Annotated in this window: 23 protein-coding genes; 15 read left to right on the top strand and 8 right to left on the bottom strand. The window is 49.5% G+C overall.

The annotated features are described in order from the left end of the window. Positions 1 to 49: 49 nt before the first annotated feature. The 4 genes from AWQ24_RS06945 (at position 50) to modA (ending at position 5,123) form a co-directional block, all read left to right on the top strand. Positions 50 to 586 (top strand): chemotaxis protein CheW, encoded by a 537-nt coding sequence (locus AWQ24_RS06945; RefSeq protein WP_030006571.1) that lies wholly within the window; start codon positions 50 to 52, stop codon positions 584 to 586. A 140-nt stretch (positions 587 to 726) separates the two neighbouring features. Next, on the top strand, positions 727 to 3,435 hold the full coding sequence (locus tag AWQ24_RS16535; protein ID WP_065716367.1) for a methyl-accepting chemotaxis protein: 2,709 nt from the start codon (positions 727 to 729) through the stop codon (positions 3,433 to 3,435). A gap of 105 nt (positions 3,436 to 3,540) precedes the next feature. Beyond that, on the top strand, positions 3,541 to 4,335 hold the full coding sequence (locus AWQ24_RS06935) for an MlaE family lipid ABC transporter permease subunit (protein WP_012306990.1): 795 nt from the start codon (positions 3,541 to 3,543) through the stop codon (positions 4,333 to 4,335). Then, complete coding sequence (gene modA / locus AWQ24_RS06930) at positions 4,332 to 5,123, top strand: molybdate ABC transporter substrate-binding protein (protein WP_065716366.1); 792 nt, start codon at positions 4,332 to 4,334, stop codon at positions 5,121 to 5,123. Before AWQ24_RS06935 ends, modA begins: the two co-directional genes overlap by 4 nt. Here modA and AWQ24_RS06925 read toward each other — a convergent pair. Both AWQ24_RS06925 and AWQ24_RS06920 read right to left on the bottom strand, forming a co-directional pair. Beyond that, on the bottom strand, positions 5,113 to 5,709 hold the full coding sequence (locus AWQ24_RS06925) for an Npun_F5749 family FMN-dependent PPOX-type flavoprotein (RefSeq protein ID WP_065716365.1): 597 nt from the start codon (positions 5,707 to 5,709) through the stop codon (positions 5,113 to 5,115). The genes modA and AWQ24_RS06925 overlap by 11 nt on opposite strands. A gap of 42 nt (positions 5,710 to 5,751) precedes the next feature. Further along, complete coding sequence (locus tag AWQ24_RS06920; RefSeq protein ID WP_012306987.1) at positions 5,752 to 6,075, bottom strand: DUF2605 domain-containing protein; 324 nt, start codon at positions 6,073 to 6,075, stop codon at positions 5,752 to 5,754. Between the two features lie 191 nt (positions 6,076 to 6,266). Here AWQ24_RS06920 and AWQ24_RS06915 point away from each other — a divergent pair, with 191 nt between their 5' ends. The 5 genes from AWQ24_RS06915 to AWQ24_RS06895 all read left to right on the top strand — a co-directional run bounded on the left by AWQ24_RS06915 (position 6,267) and on the right by AWQ24_RS06895 (position 10,695). After that, positions 6,267 to 6,929, top strand: a complete 663-nt coding sequence (locus AWQ24_RS06915) for a TIGR00266 family protein (protein ID WP_062436573.1) — start codon at positions 6,267 to 6,269, stop codon at positions 6,927 to 6,929. A gap of 9 nt (positions 6,930 to 6,938) precedes the next feature. Continuing rightward, positions 6,939 to 7,616 (top strand): TIGR00266 family protein, encoded by a 678-nt coding sequence (locus tag AWQ24_RS06910; RefSeq protein ID WP_012306985.1) that lies wholly within the window; start codon positions 6,939 to 6,941, stop codon positions 7,614 to 7,616. A 39-nt stretch (positions 7,617 to 7,655) separates the two neighbouring features. Then, positions 7,656 to 8,354, top strand: a complete 699-nt coding sequence (locus tag AWQ24_RS06905) for a TIGR00266 family protein (RefSeq protein WP_062433810.1) — start codon at positions 7,656 to 7,658, stop codon at positions 8,352 to 8,354. A gap of 98 nt (positions 8,355 to 8,452) precedes the next feature. Beyond that, entirely contained in the window at positions 8,453 to 9,382 is a 930-nt protein-coding gene (locus tag AWQ24_RS06900) for a substrate-binding domain-containing protein (protein WP_065716364.1), read from the top strand. Then, positions 9,382 to 10,695, top strand: coding sequence for a cell wall metabolism sensor histidine kinase WalK (locus tag AWQ24_RS06895; RefSeq protein WP_012306982.1), 1,314 nt, complete (start codon positions 9,382 to 9,384; stop codon positions 10,693 to 10,695). The genes AWQ24_RS06900 and AWQ24_RS06895 overlap by 1 nt, the downstream gene beginning before the upstream one ends. 198 nt (positions 10,696 to 10,893) lie before the next feature. Here AWQ24_RS06895 and guaA read toward each other — a convergent pair whose 3' ends face one another. Then, positions 10,894 to 12,516: a glutamine-hydrolyzing GMP synthase gene (guaA, locus tag AWQ24_RS06890; RefSeq protein ID WP_012306981.1), complete on the bottom strand. Its 1,623-nt coding sequence runs from the start codon at positions 12,514 to 12,516 to the stop codon at positions 10,894 to 10,896. Between the two features lie 279 nt (positions 12,517 to 12,795). Here guaA and moaA point away from each other — a divergent pair, with 279 nt between their 5' ends. Further along, positions 12,796 to 13,785 carry a GTP 3',8-cyclase MoaA gene (moaA, locus tag AWQ24_RS06885; RefSeq protein ID WP_065716363.1) on the top strand — a complete coding sequence of 330 codons (990 nt, stop codon included), beginning with the start codon at positions 12,796 to 12,798 and terminating at the stop codon, positions 13,783 to 13,785. A 147-nt stretch (positions 13,786 to 13,932) separates the two neighbouring features. Beyond that, positions 13,933 to 14,379 (top strand): hypothetical protein, encoded by a 447-nt coding sequence (locus AWQ24_RS06880; protein WP_062433798.1) that lies wholly within the window; start codon positions 13,933 to 13,935, stop codon positions 14,377 to 14,379. A gap of 34 nt (positions 14,380 to 14,413) precedes the next feature. Here AWQ24_RS06880 and AWQ24_RS06875 read toward each other — a convergent pair whose 3' ends face one another. Together AWQ24_RS06875 and AWQ24_RS06870 are read right to left on the bottom strand one after the other, a co-directional pair. Then, a complete protein-coding gene (locus tag AWQ24_RS06875; RefSeq protein WP_012306978.1) occupies positions 14,414 to 15,022 on the bottom strand; it encodes a rhomboid family intramembrane serine protease in 609 nt (202 codons plus the stop codon). A 73-nt stretch (positions 15,023 to 15,095) separates the two neighbouring features. Continuing rightward, positions 15,096 to 15,602, bottom strand: a complete 507-nt coding sequence (locus AWQ24_RS06870; RefSeq protein ID WP_065716361.1) for a DNA uptake protein — start codon at positions 15,600 to 15,602, stop codon at positions 15,096 to 15,098. Positions 15,603 to 15,874: 272 nt separating this feature from the next. On the opposite strand from AWQ24_RS06870, the gene AWQ24_RS06865 reads away from it, so the two are divergent. Together AWQ24_RS06865 and AWQ24_RS06860 are read left to right on the top strand one after the other, a co-directional pair. After that, positions 15,875 to 16,393, top strand: a complete 519-nt coding sequence (locus tag AWQ24_RS06865) for an NYN domain-containing protein (RefSeq protein ID WP_012306976.1) — start codon at positions 15,875 to 15,877, stop codon at positions 16,391 to 16,393. Positions 16,394 to 16,784: 391 nt separating this feature from the next. After that, entirely contained in the window at positions 16,785 to 18,386 is a 1,602-nt protein-coding gene (locus tag AWQ24_RS06860) for a 2-isopropylmalate synthase (RefSeq protein WP_065716360.1), read from the top strand. A gap of 202 nt (positions 18,387 to 18,588) precedes the next feature. Here AWQ24_RS06860 and AWQ24_RS06855 read toward each other — a convergent pair whose 3' ends face one another. Further along, on the bottom strand, positions 18,589 to 20,931 hold the full coding sequence (locus tag AWQ24_RS06855; RefSeq protein WP_065716359.1) for a sensor domain-containing diguanylate cyclase: 2,343 nt from the start codon (positions 20,929 to 20,931) through the stop codon (positions 18,589 to 18,591). Positions 20,932 to 21,526: 595 nt separating this feature from the next. Between AWQ24_RS06855 and AWQ24_RS06850 the strand changes: the two genes are divergently transcribed. Together AWQ24_RS06850 and leuC are read left to right on the top strand one after the other, a co-directional pair. Beyond that, positions 21,527 to 22,645 carry a HAMP domain-containing sensor histidine kinase gene (locus AWQ24_RS06850; protein WP_012306973.1) on the top strand — a complete coding sequence of 373 codons (1,119 nt, stop codon included), beginning with the start codon at positions 21,527 to 21,529 and terminating at the stop codon, positions 22,643 to 22,645. A gap of 49 nt (positions 22,646 to 22,694) precedes the next feature. Further along, positions 22,695 to 24,098 carry a 3-isopropylmalate dehydratase large subunit gene (gene leuC / locus AWQ24_RS06845; RefSeq protein ID WP_062433780.1) on the top strand — a complete coding sequence of 468 codons (1,404 nt, stop codon included), beginning with the start codon at positions 22,695 to 22,697 and terminating at the stop codon, positions 24,096 to 24,098. Between the two features lie 239 nt (positions 24,099 to 24,337). Here the strand turns inward: leuC and fba are convergent, their stop codons facing one another. Together fba and smpB are read right to left on the bottom strand one after the other, a co-directional pair. Continuing rightward, positions 24,338 to 25,411, bottom strand: coding sequence for a class II fructose-bisphosphate aldolase (gene fba / locus AWQ24_RS06840; RefSeq protein WP_030006557.1), 1,074 nt, complete (start codon positions 25,409 to 25,411; stop codon positions 24,338 to 24,340). Between the two features lie 292 nt (positions 25,412 to 25,703). Beyond that, positions 25,704 to 26,171, bottom strand: a complete 468-nt coding sequence (gene smpB, locus AWQ24_RS06835) for an SsrA-binding protein SmpB (RefSeq protein WP_012306970.1) — start codon at positions 26,169 to 26,171, stop codon at positions 25,704 to 25,706. Between the last annotated feature and the right edge of the window lie 137 nt (positions 26,172 to 26,308).

The raw sequence follows: 26,308 nt of genomic DNA, 5'->3' as shown, positions 1-26,308 counted from the left end.
GGAATAGCCGTTTTTGGCGAAACCTGAATTGTCTGTTTTCTTTCGATCTATGTCTACACCTGATGACAGTTCCTTACAACAAAACCTGACGTCCTTAGAAACCCAGTTACAGGGTTTAGAAAGCCCGGAAGGGGAGTTACACCTCAAGTTTCAGCTTCCTTCAGGGACTGGATTTGTGCTGCCGGCGTTTGGCATCCGTGAAGTGATGCAACAATCACCGGATCGGATTACCCCGATTCCCAATGTTTCGCCACTGCTGCTAGGGACGATTAATCTCCGGGGTCAGGTTATTTGGGTGGCAGATTTGGGGCAATTTTTGGGCGATAGTGCTCCCTTACGGACAGACCGTGCCGAAATTCCGGTGATTGCCATAGAAGATCAAGACATGCTCCTGGGTTTAGCCGTCGAAGAAATGCAAGGGATGCAGTGGCTTGCCGCGGAAACGTTGCAGATTCAGCTTAGTGATCTGTCGGATGTTATGGCCCCATTCGTCCGGGGGATTTGGACGGATGGTGATGATGCCAGTAAATCTTGGCATTTATTAGACCATGTGGCGATTTTAAAATCGGCCCGTTGGGCAACATAAGGGTGTTAATACTTACTGCGGTGGTGCTGTGATCTGCGAGAAAGTAGATTACATTAAAAATACGTTTTGCATCCGTTAAAAAGTTTGTGCAGCGCTCAGTAAGATAATCCTAAAAATGTGCCAGTCCAGGAGGGAACCCGATGCCGCCCAGCACCACTGATTATTCAAAGGAGTATGCTGAGGCCCAGAAGGCCTATTATCAGAATAATTTGCCTGAAGCAGAGGCGATCGCCAATCGGTTACTCAAAGATTACCCGGACGATCCCCATTTACTGCTTTTGAGTGGCCATATTTCCCTTGGTTTACAAGATTTAGGGCGGGCTTCCGCGTTCTACCATCGGGTTTTGGATGTCACTAACCAGCGGGATTACCATGAATATGCTCGCCAAGGTTTGACCCAGGTCAATGCCTACAGCGATCAAGTCAATGGTCACCGGGAAACCAGCGGTGGACAGCCGACCCTCACCCAGCCAGAAGATTATCCGGTTGCAGCAGAATACAACTCCCCAGAAAACTTTGTCACAGCAGCGGGGGAACAACCAATTTCGGCGGATGATTATTCAGAACAATGGGCAGAACCAGAGTTGCCCTTGAGAAATTTCCCGGAAGATGAAGAAACTTTTTTAGTGCCCCACCCCGGCGATCGCTCCCCTGAACCAGGTTTAAATCAGTCCCTTAATGATCCTTTTTTCGAGGCAGAGGCTGGCGAATTCATTGAATTTAACGAAGACGAATTGGTTGAATTCGACAGTGCAGCCGGCCTAGAAGAAGACGGAGATTTCCTAGGAGGCGAAGATACATCTCCTTTCGATTTAGATTGGTCACCGACCCAGGAAAATGGCAGAATTTCAGCAGATCAAGACCATTTTGATGCAGTGGATACTGCACCACTCGGCTTTGAAGGTGAGTCCCCCACTTGGCTCGAAAATCCTCCTTTAGCCGATGCAGACGCATTGACATTTGATGAGCCAGCGCACCCAAGTTTTGCACCTGACTCCCTCTCCCCTGATGAGGCGGCAGATTTTGACGATGAAATTAGCTTGGGTAGCCTTGGGGCAGAACTATTTGATGAAGAACCAGAAGCGCTACCAAAACAGGATGAAGGGGGCTTTTTAGAGGAATTTGGCATTCTCAACGAACAGGATCTAGATGATTTTGGTGATCTCGGTTCGGATATTCTCGATGATGACCAAAAAATGCCAGATACAGGTCTGTTTGAAGCGCCCCTAGAAACACCGACGACCTCAGGGGAATTTAATTTTGATGATTTTCCCGAAGAATTGGGCCTCACCGAAGACGACAGCCTATTTATCACCCTAGGGGAAGATAGTCTCTCTGGCGGTCTAGGGACAGATTTTACTGTTTCTGATAAACCCCAGGAAATTGTCGCGGAAAACCCCAAGGGTTATTTGGCTTGGTTTGAAAATGTGCCTCTCCAGAAAAAACAATTGTTCACTGCGACTGGCGCTGCTGCCGCATCGGCGATCGCCACTTTGATTGTGACAGTGGGCGTATTTCAAACCACCCCAGCTGAACAACGGCCCCAAACCCTCTGGCCCGTGGCCAAAACAGGTTTACTCACCAGCTTATTGGCCGGGGCAGCCAGCTTTGGTACGACCCTCTTTTTTGGGAAGTTAACAACTCGGCAGATCAAACGTAGCACTGACAACCTACAAAACCAGTTCGACGCGGTTTCCCAGGGGAATCTCAATGTCAAAGCAACGGTTTTTGCGGAGGATGAGTTTGGTGCCTTAGCCACGGGCTTTAATAAAATGGCCCGGGTTATTTTAAATACCACCAGTGAGGCCCAGCGGCGAGCCGAAGAAACAGAACAGTCCAAAGAAGACCTCCAGCGCCAGGTGATCCGCCTCCTTGATGATGTGGAAGGGGCCGCCCGGGGAGACTTTACCGTCCAAGCAGAGGTCACAGCCGATGTTTTAGGGGCCGTCGCCGACGCCTTTAACCTCACCATTCAAAATCTCCGGGAAATTGTTCAACAGGTTAAACAAGCGGCGCGCCAGGTGAATAAAAATGCTGCCGATAGTGAATCCTTTGCCCGGGGTCTATCCAGTGATGCTCTCCGTCAAGCTGAAGAATTGGCCGTTACCCTCAACTCCGTACAGATGATGACCGATTCGATCCAGCGGGTTGCAGAAAATGCCCGGGAAGCGGAGGAGGTGGCCCGAACTGCTTCGAGTACGGCCCTCAAGGGGGGAGAATCCGTAGAGCACACCGTGGCGGGGATTTTACAGATTCGAGAAACGGTGGCCGAAACAGCCCGCAAGGTAAAACGTCTAGCCGAATCTTCCCAGGAAATTTCTAAAATTGTTGCAGTGGTTTCCCAGATTGCGTCCCGGACGAACCTCCTGGCGTTAAATGCGTCCATTGAGGCGGCCCGGGCAGGGGAGTCTGGTAAAGGATTTGCGATTGTCGCCGATGAAGTCCGTCAGTTGGCAGACCGTTCTGCCAAAGCCCTGAAGGAAATTGAGCAAATTGTTTTACAAATTCAAAGTGAAACAAGCTCGGTAATGATTGCAATGGAGGAGGGCACCCAGCAGGTTATTGACGGGACTAAACGGGCTGAGCAGGCGAAACAATCCCTAGAGGATATTATTCAGGTCTCGAACCGCATTGATGCTCTGGTGCGTTCGATTACGGCGGATACCGTTGAACAGCGGGAAAATTCCCGTGCTGTGGCCCAGGTCATGCAATCGGTGGAATTAACGGCCCAGGAAACCTCAAGAGAATCCCAACGGGTGGCCGGATCGTTACAAAAGTTGGTGGGCATCGCCCGGGATCTCCTGGCTTCTGTGGAGCGATTCCGCATAGAATCCACGGATGAGGCGTAATATGGTTTGGCAATGGCGTTAGTGCCCATAAAATTTGCATAAAGTTTGGCGATCGCCTTTTCCCTTTGCCTTTTTTTTATTTTCAGTTGTCCCATCCGATCACCTATGACCAGCCAACGCAGATCAAAAAGTTCCCTTGGGAAATGGTTTGAGCGGTTAGTTGCCGCAACCCTTCTAGGGGGGCAAGTCATCGTACATCTCCTGCGGGGGCGTTTCAACCGACGCATTACCATTGAACAGATGGCGGCGGTGGGGCCTGATTCCCTCCTCATTGCCCTGGTCACGGCTGGGTTTGTCGGCATGGTATTTACCATCCAGGTGGCGCGGGAATTTATTTACTTCGGCGCAGGCACGGCGGTGGGGGGCGTTTTAGGTCTTTCCTTGTCCCGGGAATTAGCCCCTGTATTAACGGCGGTGGTGTTGGCGGGGCGTGTCGGCTCGGCCTTTGCAGCGGAGATTGGCACCATGCGCGTCACTGAACAAATTGATGCGTTGCATATTTTACGCACAGATCCCATTGATTATTTGGTCGTCCCCCGCTTCTTGGCCTGCTGTTTGATGTTGCCTTTATTGACTGTTTTATCGCTCCTCACGGGGATGGCTGGCGGGTTAATCATCGCCATAAATTTGTATCAAATTCCCCAGTCTATTTTTATCAACTCGGCCCAGAGTTTTTTAGAATATTGGGACATTATCAGTGCAATGATTAAATCTGTTGTTTTTGGGGGCTTAATTGCCGTCATTGGCTGCAGTTGGGGCTTGACAACAACTGGGGGAGCAAAGGGCGTAGGACAATCGACAACAACGGCTGTTGTTACATCTCTACTAGCGATTTTTATTGCTAACTTTTTCCTATCTTGGTTGATGTTCCAGGGTTTAGGTAGTGCCTTAGTGGGATGAAATTCAAACTGCCACATTTTGTTTTGGGTCTAAGCATTGCCCTTGTAATCAGTCTACATGGTTGTACTTTTGGTAATTCTGGGCAAACTTTAGTGGTGGCGATCGCCGCTTCCTTGACCGATGTCATGGCAGAGATTCGCACCGAGTTTCAAACACAGTATCCAGACATTTCAATTCAATTTAATACCGCTGCTTCCGGGACGTTGCAAAGGCAAATCGAGCAACAAGCTCCCATTGACATTTTTGCTAGTGCGGCCCTAGAACCCGTTGAATCCTTGGCCCAAAAAGGGTTTGTCGCAGCAGAGGCAGTCCAAATTTTTGCGGAAAATCAACTCGTTCTGATTCAAAATCAACAAAGCCAACCGCAACTGAATCGTTTGGAAGATTTAGCGGGTGAGGATGTTCAAAAAATTGCCCTGGGTAATCCAAAAACAGTACCAGCGGGACGATATGCCGCCAATCTTTTAGAAAAATATCCCCAGCTTTACCAAACCCTAGAGCAGTCCCAAAAATTAGTTTTTGGGGAGAACGTGCGGCAAGTTTTAACCTATGTCCAAAATCAATCGGCAACGGCGGGGTTTGTCTATCAAACAGATATTTTCCAGCAATCTAATTTGCGAGTGATTGAATCTTTTGCGCCAGAATTAACAAGTTCAATCTTGTATGCGATCGCCCCAATTAAAGTCTCACCCAAGCAAACCCAAGGACAACTTTTTATCGATTTTATTCTGGGTCGAAAAGGTCAGGCCATTTTACAAAAATATGGCTTTCTGCCCCCTAGGGATTAACTGTTTTTTGCTGCCAAGTACCGTCGGCTGTGAGGTCATACAAAAAGCGATTTTGGGGATTGCCCCGCAGTTCGAGGTGATCGATCTTTGTCACCTGAAACAGGAGAAGCACGAAATTAGAAATAGGCTCTTGATCATTCACTGCGGTTGGCTGGAAATCAGCTAAATTTTCACCACGGCGATCGCCAGGCTGGGGCCAGAGAAATTGAGCCCGGGCCGCATCCGAAAGGGCTTGCCAGGTCTGTTGTCTAGCGCGATTTAGCGGTGATGGCGGACTTGCTGCTGTAACCAGCTTAATCTGACCACTAAAGCGGAATTGTTCCCGGGTTTTGGTGAAATACCAAGCAATTTCGGCATCGGGGCAAGTAGTGAGGTGACTTATTTTTTCACTGCGCTGATCCGTAATAATTTTGAGGTCATTGCTTCCTTCGAGGAACCCCCGAAAAACCACCGTGCGATTCCTGGGTTTTCCTGTCGGCGTTACGGTGGCCAACTGAAAAAAGCGGTGGTGGGGCTGACTTTTATTCCGGTGTAAGGCCCGGGCTAGGGGCGATCGCCAAGGGGCCAATTCAAACGTCACAGGCATGATTGTTTACGGTAGGGCCAAGCATAATCCAGTATCGAATAATTAGGCCTCTCCTTCTAACTGACGTCGCTTTTGGGCCACTTGCCAACATTCAGAAACCAATTGGTGCCAGGGCATCAGCACCTGAACATCGACTCCAGCATTGCCATCGGTGGCTTGGAAAAGAGACTTGGTCGCCATTACCTCCCCCTGGGCCTGGCGAATGCGGGCGATGAGGTCTTCCTGCTCGGCGGGGGCCATAAAACTTAAGGATTTTTTTTCGAGGGCCGTTAAAGATAGGTCAAACCAATAAAGAAAATCATCCAAAAGCGGGGCCAGTACAGCCTTTAAAAGTTGCTTTTCATCGGCGGGTTCTGGAGAAAACATAGATATTTTTAAAAATGAGACTTTCTTCACATATCTTAACATTTTGAGGTGATCGCCGCTGTCGAGGATGATTTCCTTGAATATTAAGCAACCTTAACAAACATTTCTTCACTTCCATTGCCCTGCTAAAAATAAGGGGAATTAGCTTGTATTGGGCTAGTTTATTCAAACTCTTATCAGGTAGAGTCACGGTGAAATACGAAATCCGCTATAAACCCGCCTTTGCTTGTCTATTTGTCACCCTCGAACCCGGCGAACAGGTCACAGCCGAATCCGGTGCAATGGTAAGCATGGATGGTGGAATCTCAATGAAAACTGAATTTTCGGGGGGATTTTTCCCGGCGATTCTCCGTCGGTTATTTGGGGGAGAATCCCTGTTTGTGAATGTTTATCGCAACACAAGTCAGCGGCCCCAGACCGTCATTTTAACCCAGTCAATGGTGGGTGATATCCACCGCATTGATTTGTCCCAGGGGCCGATCTGTTTTCAGCCCGGTGCTTACATTGCCCATACCCCCGGCGCAACAATGGGAATCCGTTGGGCTGGCTTTGCCAGTTGGTTTGCGGGGGAAGGCCTCTTCAAACTGCAATTCACAGGTAGTGGCCGGGTCTTTTACGGGTGCTATGGCGGCATCATCGAAAGACAAATTGCGGGGGAATTTATCGTCGATAACAGCCACCTCGTTGCCTACGATCCAGGCATCACCATGAATATCCGGATGTCTGGGGGCTTATTTGGTTCCCTCACCTCCGGCGAAGGCCTGGTGAATAAACTCAAAGGCCGTGGCCGAATCTACCTCCAATCGCGGAGTGTGTCAGGTCTTGTGGGCTTTTTACGTCCAAAATGTCGTTAGGGGGTAGCTATGGAAATTAAACTCTTACATCAACCAGATAATGCGATCGCCCATGTCACCCTCGACGCTGGGGAAGAAATCATTGCCCAAGCCGGCGCCATGGTTGCCATGAGCGGCAATATCAATGCCAGCACGACCCTCCGCAAAGGCAAAGGGGGCGGCATCATGGGAGGGCTAAAACGGATGCTTGCCGGAGAATCCCTCTTTCTGAGCGTTTTTCGAGCACCCTTACCCAATAGTGAAATTTGGTTTGCCCCCAAGCTGATGGGGGATCTCCTCCTGTACGAAATGCGGGGCGATGAATTTGTTGTCCAAGCCTCTTCCTACCTTGCCTCTGGCCCCAATGTGGACATTGATCTCGGTTGGCAAGGCTTTAAATCCTTCTTTTCAGGGGAATCTATCTTTTGGCTCAGCATCAGTGGCCAAGGGCCTTTGCTGGTGACGTCCTTTGGGGCCATTTACGAAGTGGATGTGGATGGCGAATACGTCGTGGATACGGGCCACATCGTTGCCTTTGAAAAGAGCCTGAGCTTCACCGTGGGTAAAGCAAATCCCTCTTGGATTGGGGCATTCCTCGGTGGAGAAGGGTTAGTCTGTCGCTTCCGAGGCAAGGGCAAACTGTACTGCCAAACCCATAATCCCGGAGCCTTTGGTTCCCTGGTTGGTTCCCAATTACCACCCCGTTAAGTTGTCCTTTGAAGCCAGTGCTGAAAGTGCTTAAAAATTATGTCTCAGTTTGAATTTCGCGTTGAAAATAATCCCTCCTATGCCTCGCTCATTGTGACCTTACCGCCCAACCAAACCCTACTCGTAGAGGCGGGGGCGATGGCGGCAATGGATGCCAACATTGAGATGAAGTCGAAGATGCGGGGGGGTTTGATGAAGGGCATCGGGCGGATGTTCAGTGGAGAATCCCTATTTATCAGTGAATTTACTGCTAGAAATACTGCCGGGGAACTCTATATCTCGCCAGGGGTGCCGGGGGATGTGACCTACTACCATTTGGACGGTTCTAAAAGTTTAATGGTGCAGTCTTCGGGCTTTGTGGCTTCTAGTCCCTCGGTGGATCTTGACACCAAATTCCAAGGGCTGAAGGGTTTCTTTACGGGGGAATCGATCTTTTTCCTGCGGGCATCGGGCCAAGGGGATTTTTGGTTTAGTTCCTACGGGGCGATCATTGAAATTCCCGTAGAAGGGGATTATGTGGTGGATACGGGCTACATTGTCGCCTTTGAGGATACGCTGCAATACAACGTGGAAATGATTGGGGGCTTATCTTTCCGGAGCCTGCGCACAGGCATCCTCGGCGGAGAAGGCTTAGTTTGTCGTTTCAGTGGCAAGGGTAAGCTCTGGGTACAATCGCGGAATCTTTTCCCCCTGTTGAATTTCCTTTATCCGTTCCGCCCCGTGCCGAATAATAATTAACTGCGTTTCTAGGAAAATTGATTAGCTGCTGTGCGGTGCGCCTTCGGGGTGATTACGGTATCCTGGAGGCAAATTCCATGCACGCAACAAGAGCAACCATGGCCCAAAAAAATGATACGTTGCCCCTGATGCTGGCCCTCGTCGTTACCCTAGGCATTCTGGGGGGCGGTGGTTGGTGGTTTTTAAATCGTTCTGGCTTCCAGGGTTTGGCCCCAAATGGCGCAGAAACGGGAACTAATGATGGGGCGATCGCCCCAGGTTCCCAAGCCACAGATAATCCTTTCAGTCCACCGGCAACAGTGGCCCCAGGGACAGTGGTCAAAATTTCTGGCTCTACCAGTATGGTGCAGATTAATACCGCCCTAAAAAATCGGTTCGAGTTGCAATATCCCCAGACCCGTGTCGAAACTACTGCTAATGGGTCGAGTAAGGGACTTGAAGATCTGCTGGTGGGAAATATTGACCTCGCGGCGATCTCCCGCCCCCTCCAGCCGGAGGAAATGCAACAGGGCCTCAAGGCGATCGCCGTTACCACCGATGCCGTCGCCATTGTAGTCGCCAAGGAAAATCCCTTTAGTACAGGGCTGACTGGGGAACAGGTACAGGGCATTTTCCAAGGGAATCTCACCGATTGGTCAGCGATTACCGATAAAGCGACGGGAACAATTCGGGTTATTAATCGCCCTCCGGTGAGTGGTACTTACCAAACTTTCCAAGAAACGGTACTCAACGGCTCAAACTTCGGGAATGGCCCTAATTTCACCAATCTGGAACAGGACGCTACCACGCCGATTTTGCAGACCCTGGGCGCAGACGGGATCAGTTATGCCACCTACAGCCAGATCGCCAATCAGCAAACCGTTAGAACAGTGCCCATTGATGGGGTAACCCCAGAATCAGACCTCTATCCCTACACCCGCACCCTTTATTACGCCTACCAAGAACCTGCTTCCCCCCAGGTGGAGGCTTTCCTTGGTTTCGTTGGGACTCCTGTGGGAGCAGAGTTGATCCAAGCGGCGCAGCAGTAATGTTTCAAACCACCCGTAATCGTCTGGCCCTCTGGTACACGGCGATCACCGCAGTGTTGCTTTTGGTTTTCGCGACGGGGGTTTATTTTTACGTGCGCTATACCCTGATTGAACGCATCGATGACACCCTAAAGCATGTAGTGGAAGTGGTAGAGCGATCGCTGATCATTGAGCCAGATGATCCTGTGGGCTATCACATCAATTTAGAAGCCAGCTTTCGGCAACAGTCCCCCACCGTCGAAGATGACCGCATTGACCTCGAATTTTTCAACCCAGCCGGAGAATTGCTCTGGTCTACTTTTTCTGAACCATTAGTCTTGCCCCTAGAGTGGCACCCCCGGGGGGAAACGGTACGTCTGGGTGATGATTATCTTCTGCGACAAATCACCGATCGCCTCGAAGTGGATCGCTATGTTTTGGGGTATCTACGGGTGAGCCATCCTTGGTTTGAGGTGACGCGACCAATTCGCAAATTAGTCCTTGATCTCAGCCTGGGGATCGCGATCATGATTACCTGTGGGGCGGTGATTGGCTGGTTACTGTCTGGTATTGCCATCGAACCGGTAAAGGATTCCTATCAACAATTGCGGCAATTTACGGCGGATGCGTCCCACGAGTTGCGTAATCCCATTGCGATGATCCAAACCAATGTCCAAATGGCGATCACCTACCCAGATCCCGACCAACGCCAACAAAATCTCAAGGTGATTGAGCGACTCACCCAACGGTTGGGCCGTTTAGTGAATGATCTCTTATTTCTCGCCCGCAGTGATAGTGGGGTGCTTCAGGCGGAATTTGAACAATTACCCCTGGATGCTCTATTGCTGGAGGTTATTGAAGAACAACGGGCCATCTGCCGCCAGGAAAAAATTGAGTTGCAGTTGGATATTCAAGGGGATGCCACCGAAGAAGCCTATCTCATCTTGGGAGACTGGGATCAGATGGCGCGCCTCTTTACAAATCTGATCGGCAATGCGATCGCCTATGCTTTTCCAGGGGACTGGGGCGACAAACCCAAGCAAATTACCGTCACCATGGCCCTCAAGGAGAAAACAGGGCGGACAACCGGAGAAACCCTCCAAGTGACGGTTAAAGATAATGGCATCGGTATTCCTGCCGAAAATTCAACCAATATTTTCGACCGTTTTTATCGTCTTGATCCCGCCCGGACAAACCCTGGGGAAAGTAGCACTGGTTCAGGTCTTGGCCTCGCCATTGCGGCGGCGATCGCCAAAAATCATAAAGGCAAAATCACCGTCGAAAGCAAAGATCAAGGCACAACATTTTCCGTTTTTTTACCACGAGCGACTTAAGAGCTTATTTATAAAGCCTTCCTGCCCTCAGTCTGGGGAAAATTTTCGGACAATCAATTAGGATCAAAGTCCCCCAAAATGAAAGTCTCTAAATCCCCAGCAAAAAATTTTCAAGAAAAAAGCCCCAACAGTTTTAACCTGCGGGACTCTCAATCTCCCCTTGAGGGGTGTTCCTGAAGGGGAGCTAAGGAGGTGTAGTTACTCCCACTCGATGGTGCCAGGAGGCTTAGAAGTGATGTCATAGACCACGCGGTTAACCCCTTTCACCTCATTCACCATGCGATTAGAAATGGTTTCCAAAAGCTCATAGGGAGGGCGAGCCCAATCCGCTGTCATCCCATCTTCACTGGTAATCATCCGCAGTACGACGGGGTGAGCATAGGTGCGCTTATCGCCCATCACACCCACACTACGAATCGGTAGTAAGACCGCAAAGGCTTGCCAAAAATCACTGTAAACCCCTTGCTTTTTGATTTCATCCCGCACAACCCAGTCTGCATCCCGGAGAATATTTAACCGTTCTGCAGTGACTTCGCCGATGATCCGAATCGCGAGGCCAGGGCCAGGGAAGGGGTGACGGCGAATAATTTCTTCGGGCAAACCAATGCTGGCTGCTACCTTACGCACTTCATCTTTGAAGAGTTTGCGGAGGGGTTCAACCAATTTAAAGCGCAGGTCTTCTGGTAAACCGCCGACGTTGTGGTGACTTTTAATTTTGACCGCGACCCGTTCTCCCGTTTTGGGGTCAACGTTGGTATCCGCCGATTCGATTACATCGGGATATAGAGTCCCCTGGGCGAGGTAATCAAAGGGGCCAAGGCGTTTTGATTCTTCCTCAAAGACGGCGATAAATTCGTGGCCAATGAGGCGGCGCTTTTCTTCGGGATCGGTAACCCCTTTGAGCTTGTCGATAAAGCGATCGCGGGCGTTGATATAGGCGACAGGAATGTGGAATTGCTCATCAAAAATTTCCACAAGGCGTTCCGGTTCCCCTTTCCGCATAAAGCCTTGGTCAATGAACATACAGGTCAGTTGATCACCGATCGCTTGGTGGAGCAAAAAGGCCAAGGTAGAAGAATCGACGCCTCCAGAAAGGGCGAGGAGTACCCGTTGATCACCGACCCGAGCTCGGATCTCACGAATTGCTTCTTCAACGAAGGCTTCTGTGGTCCAGGTGGGTTCACATTTACAAATGTGATAGACGAAGTTGCGGATCAGGGCCATACCATCCTGGGAATGAACCACCTCTGGGTGGAACTGCACCCCGTAAAGTTGGCGGCCATGGTGGGCGATCGCCGCGCAGGGGGTATTGTCCGTGTGGGCTAAAATTTCAAACCCTTCGGGCAGGTGCACACAGGAATCCCCGTGACTCATCCACATGGTGGAACCTTCCTCCACGTTGGTCAGCAGATCGGTGGGATCATCAATAAAGATTGATGCTTTGCCATATTCTGCGTGCTTGGCGCGCTCGACGGTACCGCCGAGTTGTTTCACCATTAGCTGCATCCCGTAGCAGACCCCAAGGACAGGAATCCCAAGATTCCAAATTTCAGGGTCACAGGCCGGGGCATAGTCGTCATAGACAGAGCTGGGGCCACCGGAGAGGATGATGCCGCTGGGATTAAGTTGCCGCAATTGTTCGGCGCTGGTGCGATAAGAAATGACCTCAGAGTAAACTTCCGTTTCGCGAATTCTTCTGGCAATCAGTTCAGAGTATTGGGAGCCAAAATCTAAGATAACGATGATTTGGCGTTGAAGACTATTGCCTGTATTGGTGGCGTCAATCGGTTTTTGGAGTGGAGTCGTAGTCACGTTCAGCAAAAAATCCCTAGTGGAAGTTAACAGATAAAACAAGCCAGGGAAAAATCCAAGGCCTCGTATTTCCCAGCACCAGCGATCGCCGGGTTGCTGTGGAGATTGGGGAAAATTGTGAATGCTGAAGAGAGATTAAAAACGGTATTTTATAGAGCAAATAAATATTCCGAACAAAATAACACAGATCGATATTTTTTTAAAGTCTGATCTGAACCAGACAGAGGATCGTCATCTTCTGTATCCTCAAAGGAAGCTTGTCCTTTATTTGTCGTGGTAGCAGTAAGCATGAATCCGGTAGATTATCTCCGCATTAGCTTGATTGATCGATGTAATTTTCGTTGCCATTACTGCGTCCCAGATGAAGCGAGCCTCCAATATTTGCTGACCTCAGAGCAGTTGAGCAATGGGGAAATTCTCACGCTCCTCGAACAGGTGTTTATTCCCTTGGGATTTCGTAAATTTCGCCTCACGGGGGGAGAGCCTCTCCTACGCCCCCAGTTAGTCCCCCTCGTCCGGGCGATCGCCCACTTGCCGGGGGTAGAAGATCTATCGATGACCACAAATGCTTATTTACTAGCGGATCTGGCTCAGGATCTCTACGATGCGGGTCTGAATCGTCTCAATATCAGCCTAGACTCTTTGAATCCTGAGACCTTTGATCAAATTATTGGTAATCGGGGCAAGAGTCGCTGGCAGCAAACTTGGGAGGGCATCCAAGCGGCCCATCGGGTTGGTTTTGACCCCCTCAAGCTCAATGTCGTGGTGATCCCTAGGGTAAATGATCGAGAGGTATTAGATTTAGCCGCGTTGACAGGCGATCGCCATTGGCACGTGCGCTTTATTGAGTTTATGCCCATTGGCAACGACAAATTATTTAATGAACGAGCCTGGATTCCTTCGGAAGAATTACGCCAACGGATCCGGGCAAAATGGGGCTTAGAAACGGCAGTCGTTCAGGGCAATGGCCCCGCAGATATTTTTAAGATTCCCGGAGCAAAGGGGACGCTTGGGTTTATTTCCCAGATGTCTGAATGTTTTTGCGATCGCTGTAACCGGATGCGCCTCTCAGCGGATGGTTGGCTGCGGCCTTGTCTATTGAATGAAGCGGCACAAATGGATCTCAAAACATTACTCCGGACTGGGGTTACCCCTAGGGAAATTCGGGCGGCAGTCAAAGCACTCCTCGACCAAAAACCGGAGATTAATTTCAAAATGCGCGATATGGGAACCACCACGGGTCAATATGGCCGCACCATGTCGCAAATTGGTGGCTAAAGGGCAGTATTGTCTAGGATTCATTACATTTCGCGGCACAAAACGTCAATAAACGTGAATTAGGTTCCCCAAAGGGAGCTTTTTTTTCTAGAATATTTGTAGCGAATGTTACCGAATAAATTTCGATTTGTGCATCAGTCCAAACCTATGATCAAAGAACGCCTTACTACCTGCGAAACCCTCCTCTACCGTTGGCTCCATTTTCACCAAAACCAAACGAAGCCAGAGGAGCTGAATTTACAGTATTTTCAAGTCTGGACCGCAGAATTTCTTACGGAAAAGGCCAGTGGCGAGGATATTGATCAAGCTCTGCTGCGGTTGATGCAATTGCGCCTGATTTATCTCAACGATGGCGGAACATTGGCGATCGCCCCAGAAGAGCAACCGGGCGTACAAATGGCTCCCCTCCCCCGGAAATTTTGGCAAGCGTGGTCTTGGGAGCACCATTTGGCGGCAGGCAGTTTAGCGATCGCCTCGGTGGTTTTGATGGCCGTCTCTGCCTTTGCCCTGTGGCAAAACACCAACGCGCCCTTAGACATGACAGAATCAGCAACCGTTACGGAACAGGTGCTTGGAGAAAATGACCCAGAATAACGGTACTAGGGCAAGCACAAACTGGTGCAATCCATTAGCGGCGAAGGGAACGGGGGTTGAGATATTTTGCGGCGATCGCCCCGCCGATGAGTCCGAATAAATGCCCCTCCCAAGACACCCCTGGGGTCGTCGGCAGAACACTCCAAAGCACCCCACCATAGAGAAAAAATACCAAGAGTGAAACGGCAATGGATGGGATATCCCGCCGAAAGTAGCCCCGAAACAATAGAAATCCCAAATATCCAAAAATTAAAATACTGGCCCCAATATGCACAGAATTTTGGGCACCAATCAGCCATACCCCCAGGCCGCCGACAAGCATTGTGATCAAGGTGACCGTAAAAAAGTCACGGATGCGGTCTAGCATCACGAGCCAGCCCAACAGCGCAAAGGGGATTGAGTTGGTGACGAGGTGCTGAAAACCACCATGGAGAAAGGGCGCAAAGAAGATTCCCCTAAGTCCCAGCAGTTGTCGGGGCAGAATGCCGAATACATCTAGACCACCCCGCCAAAGATTTTGAAAAACAAACTGATCACTAATTTCTAGGCCCCAAAAACTCGCAAGAAACAAACCCAAAATCATGATTTGCTGCTTTAATTCCTGGGCAACAGCCTGGGCTTCGGGATCGCGCTGGTGGGTCATGGATTCGGCGAAAAGTTAGTTGTAATATTCCTTCCCACGTTAACAAGTTTCGCGATCAATGGGACGACTGCATTCACGAAAAGCGAAACAAGTGCAACCACTGCATGATCTGAGCGCCAGAAAGCTGCAACCGACTCTGTAAATCTGCAAAATCACGATACTGGCCCCGTTGCCGCTCTGCAATGATCCGTTGGGCCAGGGGAGCCTCGACGCCAAAATCGACTAGCGCCCCAAGGTCAGCGCGGTTTAGGTCAATTTGTACTGGGGCTAGCTCTGGGGCATAGTAAGCAAAACTGAGGATCGCGGCCAAGGGCTGGAGACGTTGACTGGGAACCCCTAGGGCCGCTGCCACATCGTCGAGGCTATAGAATTGCACCCCCTGGCTGGTGAGCTGCACGAGCGATCGCCCCTGGTGAATGGAAATACCTGGTAGACGGAGCCAATCATCGACGGTGGCTTGGTTGACATCGATCTTGATTCCCATGGCCGCAGCGAGGGCGACTTCTTCGAGGGAACGAAGGCGGTAGTAAGGATCCTGGCGTAGACGTTGCTGTAATTGCTTTTTCCGGAGAAAATTCATGGTCTTTTGCGGGCCTCAATCTTGTTTACTCTACAGGCGATCGCCTCTATTTTTTAGCATTGCCGAAAAGATCCCTTAGCCTTTACAATAGGCCGATAGACTTATTTTTATGCTTTATTCCGTAGGAATGCCTGGCCCAGTCCATCTGCTAACCTACACTATATTTCTCTTTTATTTTTATTGCGAGGGAACAACTTCCTTCCCTTTATTTAAACCCAAACTAAAACCCTATATTTAAAAAATCACCCTATTATTTTAGGGCTAATTTTGCTATGAACTTTTATCAGCGTCGCCTGTCTATTTTTGTAGATGGGAATAATATGTTTTATGCACAACAGAAAAATAATTGGTTTTTTGACCCCCGTCGTGTTTTAGATTATTTTACTTGCGATCCCACCGTGCGCCTGATCAATGCCTTTTGGTACACAGGCCTAAAGGATTCCCAAGATCAGCGTGGTTTTCGCGATGCCTTGATCAGTCTGGGTTATACAGTACGCACAAAAATACTCAAAGAATACTATGACGATGTCTCCGGTCGCTACTCCCAGAAAGCAAATTTAGACATTGAAATTGTGGTCGATATGTTTAATACAGTCGATCAATATGATCAAGTTATTTTGTTTAGTGGCGATGGTGATTTTGAACGGGCCATTGAACTTTTGCGCTCAAAAAATACCCACATTACCGTTGTTTCGACGGAAGGAATGATCGCCCGGGAACTGAGAAATGCCACAGATTGTTACATTGATCTAAATAATCTGCGGGCCGAAATTGAAAAAACAGAACCTTAACTAATTACGGCAATTGTAAAAGCTTTCAAATTTCTTAAATTGTTGATTATTGATCACTATTGTTGACTAAACTCAGGCCAAAAACGAGTGTTGTGCTCTAGTAGTGTGGGTGTCCTCAATAACTAGCAACCATAATTCTCCTCTTGTCCGATACCAATATTCTGGACTAGCTGCCTGTGAGGGAAGCAACCTGTTGCGCCTGACCATCTGTTATGCCTTGGCCTAATGCCACTAATCCTTTTTTACGGCAGAATATCTAATTCCTAAGGAATTGGTTTATCCTAGGGAGATAGCTATGGACTCTTTTAAAGTGGAGCATAGCCAGTACTTTTATTCCAATCAACATAGAGTTTTTATTTAGACTATTTTCACGCTAAGGGAGCGGGAAATGATGAACAACCAAGACGATCGCATTATTATTTTCGACACAACATTACGGGATGGTGAACAATCTCCGGGGGCAACCCTAAATGGAGACGAAAAGCTGGCGATCGCCCGTGCCCTGGCGCGACTTGGTGTAGATGTCATTGAAGCGGGTTTCCCCAGGGCGAGTCGGGGTGATTTTGATGCTGTGCAACGTATCGCCGCCGAAGTCGGCACAGAAAATGGGCCAACGATCTGTGGTCTAGCCCGGGCCACCAAGGGAGATATTGAAGCGGCAGGCAATGCCCTGAAGCCAGCTTTTAAAAATCGAATCCACACCTTTATCGCCACCTCCGATATTCACCTCGAATACAAACTCCGCAAAAGCCGCAAGGATGTGTTGGCGATCGCCCCGGAGATGGTTGCCTACGCCAAAACCTTTACCAACGATGTGGAATTTTCCCCCGAAGACGCAGGCCGCTCGGATCCTGAATTCCTCTACCAAATCCTCGAAGCCGTCATTGAGGCCGGGGCAACCACCGTTAATATTCCTGACACCGTCGGCTACACAACCCCCGCCGAATTTGGCGCTCTGATCAAAGGCATCAAAGAAAACGTCCCCAATATTGACCGCGCAATTATCTCTGTCCATGGCCACAACGATTTGGGCCTAGCGGTGGCCAATTTCCTCGAAGCCGTAAAAAATGGCGCGCGACAATTAGAATGCACCATTAACGGCATTGGCGAACGGGCCGGGAATGCCGCCCTCGAAGAATTGGTGATGGCCCTCCATGTGCGCCGCCAGTATTACAATCCTTTCCTCGGTCGGCCTGCTGACTCAGAAGCACCTTTGACCAACATCAATACCAAAGAGATCTACAAAACATCTCGCTTGGTATCTAACTTGACGGGGCTTTCTGTCCAGGCCAATAAAGCGATTGTGGGTTTGAATGCCTTTGCCCACGAGTCAGGCATTCACCAGGATGGCGTCCTGAAAAATAAGCTCACCTACGAGATCATGGATGCCCAGTCCATTGGCTTAACTGATAATCAAATTATCTTGGGCAAACATTCTGGTCGGAATGCTTTCCGTACCCGCTTGGCAGAATTAGGGTTCGATTTGTCTGACAACGATCTCAACAAAGCTTTTCTGCGCTTTAAAGATCTAGCCGATAAGAAAAAAGAAATTACTGACTGGGATTTAGAGGCGATCGTTAAGGATGAAACCCAGCAACCGCCGGAATTATTCCGTCTGGAGCTGGTGCAGGTTTCCTGTGGTGACCATGCCCAACCCACAGCCACCATTACGATTCGCACTCCCGGAGGAAAAGAATTAACCGATGCAGCCATTGGTACCGGGCCTGTAGATGCCATCTATAAGGCGATCAACCGGGTCGTTCAGGTGCCCAATGAATTAATTGAATATTCCGTACAGTCGGTGACGGCGGGCATTGATGCCATTGGTGAAGTCACGATTCGTTTGCGGCACGAGGGACGAATTTATTCTGGCCATGCTGCAAATACAGATATTGTGGTAGCGTCGGCCCGGGCGTACATCAGCGCCTTAAATCGTTTATATGCTGCTCTTCAGGAAGATGTGTCGGCTAATCCAGCGAAGGCTTCTCTGTAGTTGCTGCGACAGTTAACCTGCGCGCTTTTTCCCAGCTCTTTTTCAAGGGGACTTTTTCTCTAATTAATTGGGGAAAAGTCTCTTTATTTTATGCGTGGGATTTAAACTGCGCCTCAGAGCTTATTGACACAGCCCTCCTGCCCCCAGTTGGGGGGAGATTTTTTTAGTTATGGTCTCTCAGGCTAGCTGAAGTGGGCTAAATTCAAGGTAATTCAAAGACTTCTGAACGCGCGCGTCCCTTGGCTTTGGCATGGTACATCGCTAGGTCTGCGTCGCGTAAAATGCCCGTCGCCGTCAGATAGCGATCAAGTTTAGGTAAGACACCAATGCTCACCTTTACAAATAGGGACTGGCCTGCGAGTTCAAAGGGGGTTTGTAGGGCTTTATGGATCCGCTGACTAACTTCAAAGGCGGTCTGGGGCTCGGTTATTTCTGTGAGGAGCACGACAAATTCGTCTCCCCCCAAACGGGCCAGGGTATCCACATCCCGGAGACAATGACAAATGCGTTTGGCAAAGTCTTGTAGGAGCTGGTCGCCAACGAGGTGGCCGAGGCGGTCATTAATCGCTTTGAAATAATCTAAGTCAAGGAATAAGAGGGCGTTGTGGTGCTGGGGATAGCGTTGTTGTTGTTTGATGACTTGCTCGAGGCGCTCTTCTAGGAGGGAGCGATTGGGGAGGCCGGTGAGGTGATCATAGAAGGCTTCTTGGACAAGGCGCTGTTCTATTTGTTTGCGATCGCCAATGTCTACCATTTGCCGAATTACATGGAGGGGTTTGCCTTCGGCATCGCGCACGAGGGCGACTTGTTCTAGGATGTGAATTTTTTGGCCATCTTGGGCGATGTAGCGTTTTTCCCGCTGAAATTCCTGGCGATCGCCTTGCTTGAGAATTTCATTGAGGCGTTCATCTTCGGCTTGATCATCGGGATGGGTTAACTCTAGATAGGTTTTTTCTAAGAGGGTCTCTTGATCGTAGCCAGTGATCCGACACCAGGCTTGGTTGACCCGTTCATAGTGGCCCCCTAAGGTAGTGATCGCCATGCCAATGGGGGCGAGTTGGAAGGTTTGGTGAAATTGCGCTTCGGTTTTCTGGAGGTTAGCCGCGGCGGCCTTTTCGTGGCTAATATCCGTTTGGATCCCAATAAAGTGGGTCAAATAACCGGCAGGATCTCGTACCGGAAAAATGTGGAGGGCATTCCAAAAGGGTTCACCGTTTTTGCGGTAGTTCCGGAGGGTGACGTTACATTCTTGGCCCTTGAGGATCGCAGCCCGCAATTCTGTGAGGGGAGGCTGTCGGTGATCGCGGCCCTGGAGAAAATTGCAGTTACGACCAAGGATTTCATCTGCGGTGTAGCCAGTAATTTTTTCAAAACCTTGGTTGACATAAATAATTGGATTATTCTCTTCCCGGGCATCGGTGATTACCACTCCCTGGCGGATCACATTGATCGAGCGGTGTAAAAGGTTCATGTCCGCTGCCTGGCGATCGCGTTCGATACTACTAGACAGAACATGGGCGATCGCCTGGAGAAAATAAGTCTCATCCCCACTGAAATGACGTTCTTCGGTACTATAAACCGCCAGTACTCCCCAGGGGTTATCTACTGGGCCAATGGGCATACTAATTCCACTGACTACTTGATAATTGTGCAGTAGCGTTTCGCCCCGAAAGCGACTTTCAACGCGCAAATCCTCGATGCTGATCGCCTGTTGTTGGGTCAGGGTGTAGCCAACGTGGCTATCTGGAGTCGTACTTACTGTGACCGCACCGATGAGATCGACAGGCCAACCATAACCTGCTTCTAGGGTGCAAATAGAGGTCTTTTTTTGTTTCAGATAGAGGCAGCTATAGGGAACATCCAGGGTGCGGGCCACAAAAATCACTGCTTGACGAAATAATTTCGCTAGATCTGATGTGTTGAGGCTGATGCTCCCTAATTTGGCGATCGCCGACTGTTGGCGCACCTGTTGGCGGAGTTGTTGTTCCGTGAGGAGTTGCTCGCTCTCGTCGAGAATACACATCAAGATTTGATCCGGAGCAATAAACACATACTCCACCCGGAGGTACAAATTTAAGCGAATAAATTGCAATCGCTGACTGTTCGAGACCTCCCGTTTGAGGCAATTTTCTAGGTGGTGGTAGAGGGTGGGTAACGCAGCAAAAATTTTCTGGGGTCGTTGCCCAAGATTCAAAGAAGGCTGCTGGAGTGCTTGGCTGTTGAACCGTGCCGCCGCCGGATTAAAGTCCGATAAATAAAGCTCTCCCTCAATGGCTTGCCAACGATAGCAGGGCAGGGGCAACGAAAAATATTCTTGGTACTGTTGACTGTATTGGTGATCGTATTGCTCTTTTAACTGATGGTATTGCTGGAGTGCCTCTCGATATTGGTTGGCGAGATGATCTTTTTCACGTTCTAAAGTTTCGATCTGGGCCGCTTGATTTTCTAACAGGGCGATCGCCTGACCATAGGCCTCAATTAACCACGCAAAACTGCCGATTCCCCTCGGTGGTTGCCCCCCTTGATCTGGCGATTCATTAATCATAAAATCTCTATTCCTAATCCAATGTTCCTTCTGTTCTTGTTACACAATCTGCTCTGATGGTGTCTATGGGGGGCGCGTGCGAGGGGAGCTGAAAATTAGTAACAAAAAGAGGACTTCTCCGTACTGCCTGTTAACAATTGTTCAAAGGAAAGATTTGATCCCGTAGCCGTTATCTAAAGCCATTATCTAGAACTAAACCGTTGACCTGTGACAAAACTAGTCTCTCTATCCTACCAAATTTCCTTTGTTTTCTCGGAAGAATCAAGGATTGATCGGCCTAAGATTACGGCTTTTCTAGGGGAATCTTTTTTGAGGGGATAATGCAGACTGAAATAATTTAAACCACTGAGGAGCGCCAGTATCAACTAGATAAAATCATTTCTAAATAATTGGTGGGCTTGAGCCAAAAGGGGCGATCGCCCTATCAAAGAAATTAAGTATTTAAACTTATTAATTGCCCCATTTCCCTGCAATGACCTGGGTATAATGAAGCCAAAGAAGCAACGCCGTAACCGCCATCGGGTTCAACGTTTAAAATAGGGGATTCCGCTGTTCAACCAGCAGTTGAGTCGAAATTAACCTGGGGTGATGTGCCATGTTTTCGCTGAGCAACCGTGATCGCGTTCTGGTCGTGGATGATTCGCCGGATAATTTATTGTTGATCCAGAGCATTTTAGAAGATGAAGATTTAGACCTGGTGACGGTTAATAACGGCCAAAAAGCCCTGGAGCTTGTGGCACAACAGCCTTTTCACCTGATCTTGCTCGATGTGATGATGCCCCATATGGATGGCTTCGAGATTACACGGCACATTCGTAACGACCCTGACATCCCCTACATTCCCATCCTGTTGATCACCGCCCATGCTCAACCGAGTGTTGCCCTAGGTTTGGATATTGGTGCTGATGATTTTATCCGCAAACCCGTAGAGATTGATGAACTGATTGCCCGGGTGCGATCGCTGCTGCGGTTTAAGCATACCGTTGATGAGAAAAATATGATTGTCCGGCAACGGGAAGACTTTGCCTCCCGGTTGACCCACGATATGCGTACCCCCTTGATTGCGGCGGATCGGATGCTCAATCTCCTTTTGCAGGGGGCTTTGGGGGAACTGTCGGAAGCAATGCAAGAGGTTTTACGCACCATGTCCCGCAGTAATGCCAACCTGTTGGAGATGGTGAACAATATTTTGGAGGTTTATCGCTACGAATCCGAGCGGAAAACGTTCTATTTTAGTCGGGTGGATCTCAAGACCGTGATCACCAATGTGCTTGAGGAATTACGTCCCCTCGCCCAGGAAAAACAACTGCAACTCCAGGGGGAACTCCCCGAAGTCTCTGTGTGGCTCGAAGGCGATCGCCTGGCCATGCATCGCGTTTTAGTGAACCTGGTGAGCAACGCCATTAAATTTACCGATCAAGGCCACATCACTGTTAAATTGACCCCAGTCGATCAAGAGCAAGTGCAAATTCAAGTAATCGATACGGGGAGCGGCATTAGCCCGGAAGATCAATTAGAAATCTTTGAGCGATTCCGCCAAGGCAAGCATTACAACGGGGGCAGCGGCCTGGGGCTACACCTTTCAAAACTGATCCTCGAAGCCCACCAAGGTCAGATTAGTCTCACCTCCCGTCTCCAGGAAGGTAGTACCTTTACAATCACCTTGCCCCTCTCCCAAACCCCTGCCCAAAGCGAGGAAAAAAAAGTTGTATGATTGAAGCTCTGCACAGAATATTATTGGCGTACTTGAGCAATTCAGTTCTATGAGCAAAGGCACTCTTTTTGATAAGGTTTGGGACTTACACACCGTTAAAGTTTTACCCTCTGGCCAAACGCAACTATTTATCGGACTGCACCTGATCCATGAAGTGACCAGTCCCCAGGCCTTTGCCATGCTCAGAGACCGCAATCTCCAGGTCATGTATCCAGAACGCACGGTCGCTACGGTGGATCACATTGTCCCGACGGAAAATCAAGCGCGACCCTTTGCGGATCCCCTCGCCGAAGCGATGATGCAGGAACTGGAAAAAAATACGGCTACCAACAAAATTCGTTTTTATAATGTCGGCTCCGGGGGCCAGGGGATTGTCCATGTGATTGCCCCAGAACAGGGATTAACTCAACCGGGCATGACCGTTGCTTGTGGTGATTCTCATACTTCTACCCACGGCGCTTTTGGGGCGATCGCCTTTGGCATTGGGACTTCCCAAGTGCGGGATGTGCTCGCCTCCCAAACCTTGGCCCTGGCAAAATTGAAAGTTCGTAAAATCGAAGTGAATGGTGATCTCCAGCCCGGAGTTTATGCCAAAGATGTAATCCTACACATTATCCGCAAACTGGGCGTTAAAGGGGGCGTCGGCTACGCCTATGAATATGCCGGGACAACCTTTGAAAAAATGTCCATGGAAGAGCGGATGACGGTTTGTAATATGTCCATCGAAGGGGGCGCCCGCTGCGGCTATGTCAACCCCGATTCAGTAACCTATGACTATTTGAAAGACCGTCCCTTTGCGCCTAAGGGAGAAGCCTGGGAAAAGGCGATCGCCTGGTGGGATAGTCTCCGCAGTGAAGCCGACGCCGAATATGACGATGTGGTCACCTTTGACGCGGCAGACATTGCCCCCACCGTCACCTGGGGGATCACACCGGGTCAGGGCATTGGCGTTGATGAATCGGTGCCGACCCCAGAAATGATGGCCGAAGATGAACAGGCGATCGCCGCTGAAGCTTACAAATATATGCAGCTTCAACCAGGTCAAGCGATCCAAGGCACCAAAATTGATGTCTGCTTTATTGGTAGTTGCACCAATGGTCGCTTGAGCGATCTCCAGGAAGCCGCTAAATATGCCAAAGGCCATCACGTTGCTCCGGGAGTAAAAGCCTTTGTCGTGCCCGGTTCTGAGCAAGTGAAACAACAGGCTGAGGCCGAGGGACTTGACCAAATTTTTACCGAAGCAGGCTTTGAATGGCGGGAACCCGGCTGCTCCATGTGTCTCGCCATGAACCCCGATAAGCTCGAAGGCAACCAGATCAGCGCCTCTTCTTCGAACCGCAACTTTAAAGGACGGCAGGGTTCTGCGACGGGGCGCACCCTACTCATGAGTCCGGCGATGGTTGTTGCTGCCGCTGTGACGGGTCAAGTCACCGATGTGCGCACCCTTAACTAAATTATTTCTTCCCCCAAGGTTACTCTTTCACCGAAGATAATACCCTCCGCCTTCAGCACCTCCCTTCATCAAAGTCAATTTTTTAATGCTTTTCCACTAGAGGGGCTAGGGGAGGGTTATTGAGTAACTGTGGAGTTAAGCAAAAAAAAGTGAGCCCTATCTCCACTGGAACAGGACTCAAATTCAAGCTAGCTTAGGGAATAAACCCTAAGACTGGCGAGAGTTACAACTTATACAACTTAGGCGTTAACTGCAGTTTTTGCTGCGAGTTCACCGCTGGCATATTTCTTCGCAAACTCATCTAAGGGGATTTGCTTGATCTTGCTAGCGTTACCAGCACACCAGAATTGCTGATAGCGATCGCTACAAACCTGCTTCATGTACTTGATCGAAGGCTTGAGGAAGTGACGGGGATCGAAGTTCTTCGGATCCTTCATCGCTGCTTCACGAATTGCCGCAGTGATCGCCAGACGGTTGTCGGTGTCGATGTTGACTTTACGCACACCGCTCTTAATACCCTTTTGAATTTCTTCTACGGGTACACCGTAGGTTTCGGGAATGGCACCACCGTACTCATTGATCATGTCGAGCCATTCTTGGGGTACAGAGGAAGAACCGTGCATTACCAAGTGGGTGTTGGGGAGTTTCGCGTGGATTTCAGCGATCCGGCTAATGGCGAGGATTTCACCAGTGGGCTTCCGGGTAAATTTGTAAGCACCGTGGCTGGTCCCGATGGCTACAGCAAGGGCATCTACTTGGGTACGCTCAACGAATTCGACAGCTTCGTCGGGATCGGTTAGAAGTTGTTCTTTGCTGAGAGCGCCTTCAAAACCGTGGCCGTCTTCTGCTTCACCCATCCCTGTTTCGAGGGAGCCAAGGCAGCCGAGTTCCCCTTCGACGGAAGCACCAACGGAGTGGGCCACTTTCACAACTTCAGCAGTCACACTGACATTGTAGTCAAAGCTCGCGGGGGTTTTGGCATCGGCTTCGAGGGAACCGTCCATCATCACAGAGGTGAAACCGTTACGGATCGCAGAATAACAGGTGGCAGGGCTGTTGCCGTGATCCTGGTGCATCGCAACGGGGATATGGGGGTAGGTTTCCACGGCGGCAAGCACGAGGTGACGGAGGAAGTTTTCCCCGGCATAACTACGGGCACCACGGGACGCTTGGAGAATTACGGGGCTATCGGTCTCATCAGCGGCCTGCATGATGGACAGAATCTGTTCCATGTTGTTGACGTTAAACGCAGGAATGCCATAACTATTTTCTGCAGCGTGATCTAAGAGCAAACGCATTGGGACGAGAGCCATAGATGTCCTCCTATCTTACTTGCTTATTTTATTCGTGATTTTGTCAAGAAAATTAATTCTCTTATCTGACAATCTTAAGATACATTCACCCTTTTGACGAATGCTTTTGTTGAGTTTTGGCGATCGCCTTTATTGTTTGGGATTTCTTATCACTGGGTTTAACCCCACTAATTATGCAAAAGGATGACCGAAAAATATTGGTATTTCCCAGGGCGATCGCCCGACAATTCACTTTCCCATTTGATGCGACATGGAGTTTTCTTTGGGAAAACTTTCCATGGTTCAATTTGGCTTAATAACGTTTCAAGGCCCGCGCCATTTCCCGGCTATCCTGGCGACGTTTAATCGTTTCGCGTTTATCGTGGAGCTTTTTCCCACGGCCAAGCCCCAGACTGACTTTCACTAAGCTGCCCTTGAGATACATTTTTAAAGGAATCAGCGTCAATCCCTTTTGTTCTAGTTGACCGATCAAGCGGCGAATTTCTTTACGGTGCAACAGCAATTTGCGATCGCGCTTGGGTTCATGGTTAAAGTACTGGCCACTGGCAGTATATGGCGAAATATGCACATTGAGCAGCCAAGCCTCGTTGTTGCGAATTAACACATAACCGTCCCCTAGGTTCACCTTGCCCGCCCGCACCGATTTAACCTCCGTTCCCTGGAGCTGAATCCCGGCCTCTAAGGTTTCAAGGATTTCATACTGGAAACGGGCTTTACGATTATCACTAATGATTTTGATCGGTTTTTTGGTGTCTGCCATAGGGTTTTGAACAACTGCGGAACAAGAAATATGTAATCTCTAATCCTAACAAATTCCCCGAAACCCCTGATCCCTTTCCCACCAGGCGCTTAATGAACCGCAATGGTCAGCAAAAGTGCCCGATCAGCCCATCGTTG

It is taken from the genome of Picosynechococcus sp. PCC 8807, from assembly GCF_001693295.1.
Lineage (GTDB): Bacteria > Cyanobacteriota > Cyanobacteriia > Cyanobacteriales > MRBY01 > MRBY01.
This window is presented reverse-complemented; position numbering and strand designations above follow the sequence as displayed.

Excerpts from the sequence above, each read along its gene's own strand:
- AWQ24_RS06910 (WP_012306985.1), top strand. The coding sequence starts at position 6,939 with ATGGAAATTAAACTCTTACATCAACCAGATAATGCGATCGCCCATGTC.
- AWQ24_RS06870 (WP_065716361.1), bottom strand. The coding sequence starts at position 15,602 with ATGAATTTTCTCCGGAAAAAGCAATTACAGCAACGTCTACGCCAGGAT.
- AWQ24_RS06920 (WP_012306987.1), bottom strand. The coding sequence starts at position 6,075 with ATGTTTTCTCCAGAACCCGCCGATGAAAAGCAACTTTTAAAGGCTGTA.
- AWQ24_RS06945 (WP_030006571.1), top strand. The coding sequence starts at position 50 with ATGTCTACACCTGATGACAGTTCCTTACAACAAAACCTGACGTCCTTA.
- AWQ24_RS06875 (WP_012306978.1), bottom strand. The coding sequence starts at position 15,022 with ATGACCCACCAGCGCGATCCCGAAGCCCAGGCTGTTGCCCAGGAATTA.
- AWQ24_RS06900 (WP_065716364.1), top strand. The coding sequence starts at position 8,453 with ATGGCCCAAAAAAATGATACGTTGCCCCTGATGCTGGCCCTCGTCGTT.
- AWQ24_RS06925 (WP_065716365.1), bottom strand. The coding sequence starts at position 5,709 with ATGCCTGTGACGTTTGAATTGGCCCCTTGGCGATCGCCCCTAGCCCGG.
- smpB (WP_012306970.1), bottom strand. The coding sequence starts at position 26,171 with ATGGCAGACACCAAAAAACCGATCAAAATCATTAGTGATAATCGTAAA.
- AWQ24_RS16535 (WP_065716367.1), top strand. The coding sequence starts at position 727 with ATGCCGCCCAGCACCACTGATTATTCAAAGGAGTATGCTGAGGCCCAG.
- fba (WP_030006557.1), bottom strand. The coding sequence starts at position 25,411 with ATGGCTCTCGTCCCAATGCGTTTGCTCTTAGATCACGCTGCAGAAAAT.
- AWQ24_RS06905 (WP_062433810.1), top strand. The coding sequence starts at position 7,656 with ATGTCTCAGTTTGAATTTCGCGTTGAAAATAATCCCTCCTATGCCTCG.
- leuC (WP_062433780.1), top strand. The coding sequence starts at position 22,695 with ATGAGCAAAGGCACTCTTTTTGATAAGGTTTGGGACTTACACACCGTT.
- AWQ24_RS06865 (WP_012306976.1), top strand. The coding sequence starts at position 15,875 with ATGAACTTTTATCAGCGTCGCCTGTCTATTTTTGTAGATGGGAATAAT.
- AWQ24_RS06935 (WP_012306990.1), top strand. The coding sequence starts at position 3,541 with ATGACCAGCCAACGCAGATCAAAAAGTTCCCTTGGGAAATGGTTTGAG.
- modA (WP_065716366.1), top strand. The coding sequence starts at position 4,332 with ATGAAATTCAAACTGCCACATTTTGTTTTGGGTCTAAGCATTGCCCTT.
- AWQ24_RS06860 (WP_065716360.1), top strand. The coding sequence starts at position 16,785 with ATGAACAACCAAGACGATCGCATTATTATTTTCGACACAACATTACGG.
- AWQ24_RS06850 (WP_012306973.1), top strand. The coding sequence starts at position 21,527 with ATGTTTTCGCTGAGCAACCGTGATCGCGTTCTGGTCGTGGATGATTCG.
- AWQ24_RS06855 (WP_065716359.1), bottom strand. The coding sequence starts at position 20,931 with ATGATTAATGAATCGCCAGATCAAGGGGGGCAACCACCGAGGGGAATC.
- moaA (WP_065716363.1), top strand. The coding sequence starts at position 12,796 with ATGAATCCGGTAGATTATCTCCGCATTAGCTTGATTGATCGATGTAAT.
- AWQ24_RS06895 (WP_012306982.1), top strand. The coding sequence starts at position 9,382 with ATGTTTCAAACCACCCGTAATCGTCTGGCCCTCTGGTACACGGCGATC.
- AWQ24_RS06880 (WP_062433798.1), top strand. The coding sequence starts at position 13,933 with ATGATCAAAGAACGCCTTACTACCTGCGAAACCCTCCTCTACCGTTGG.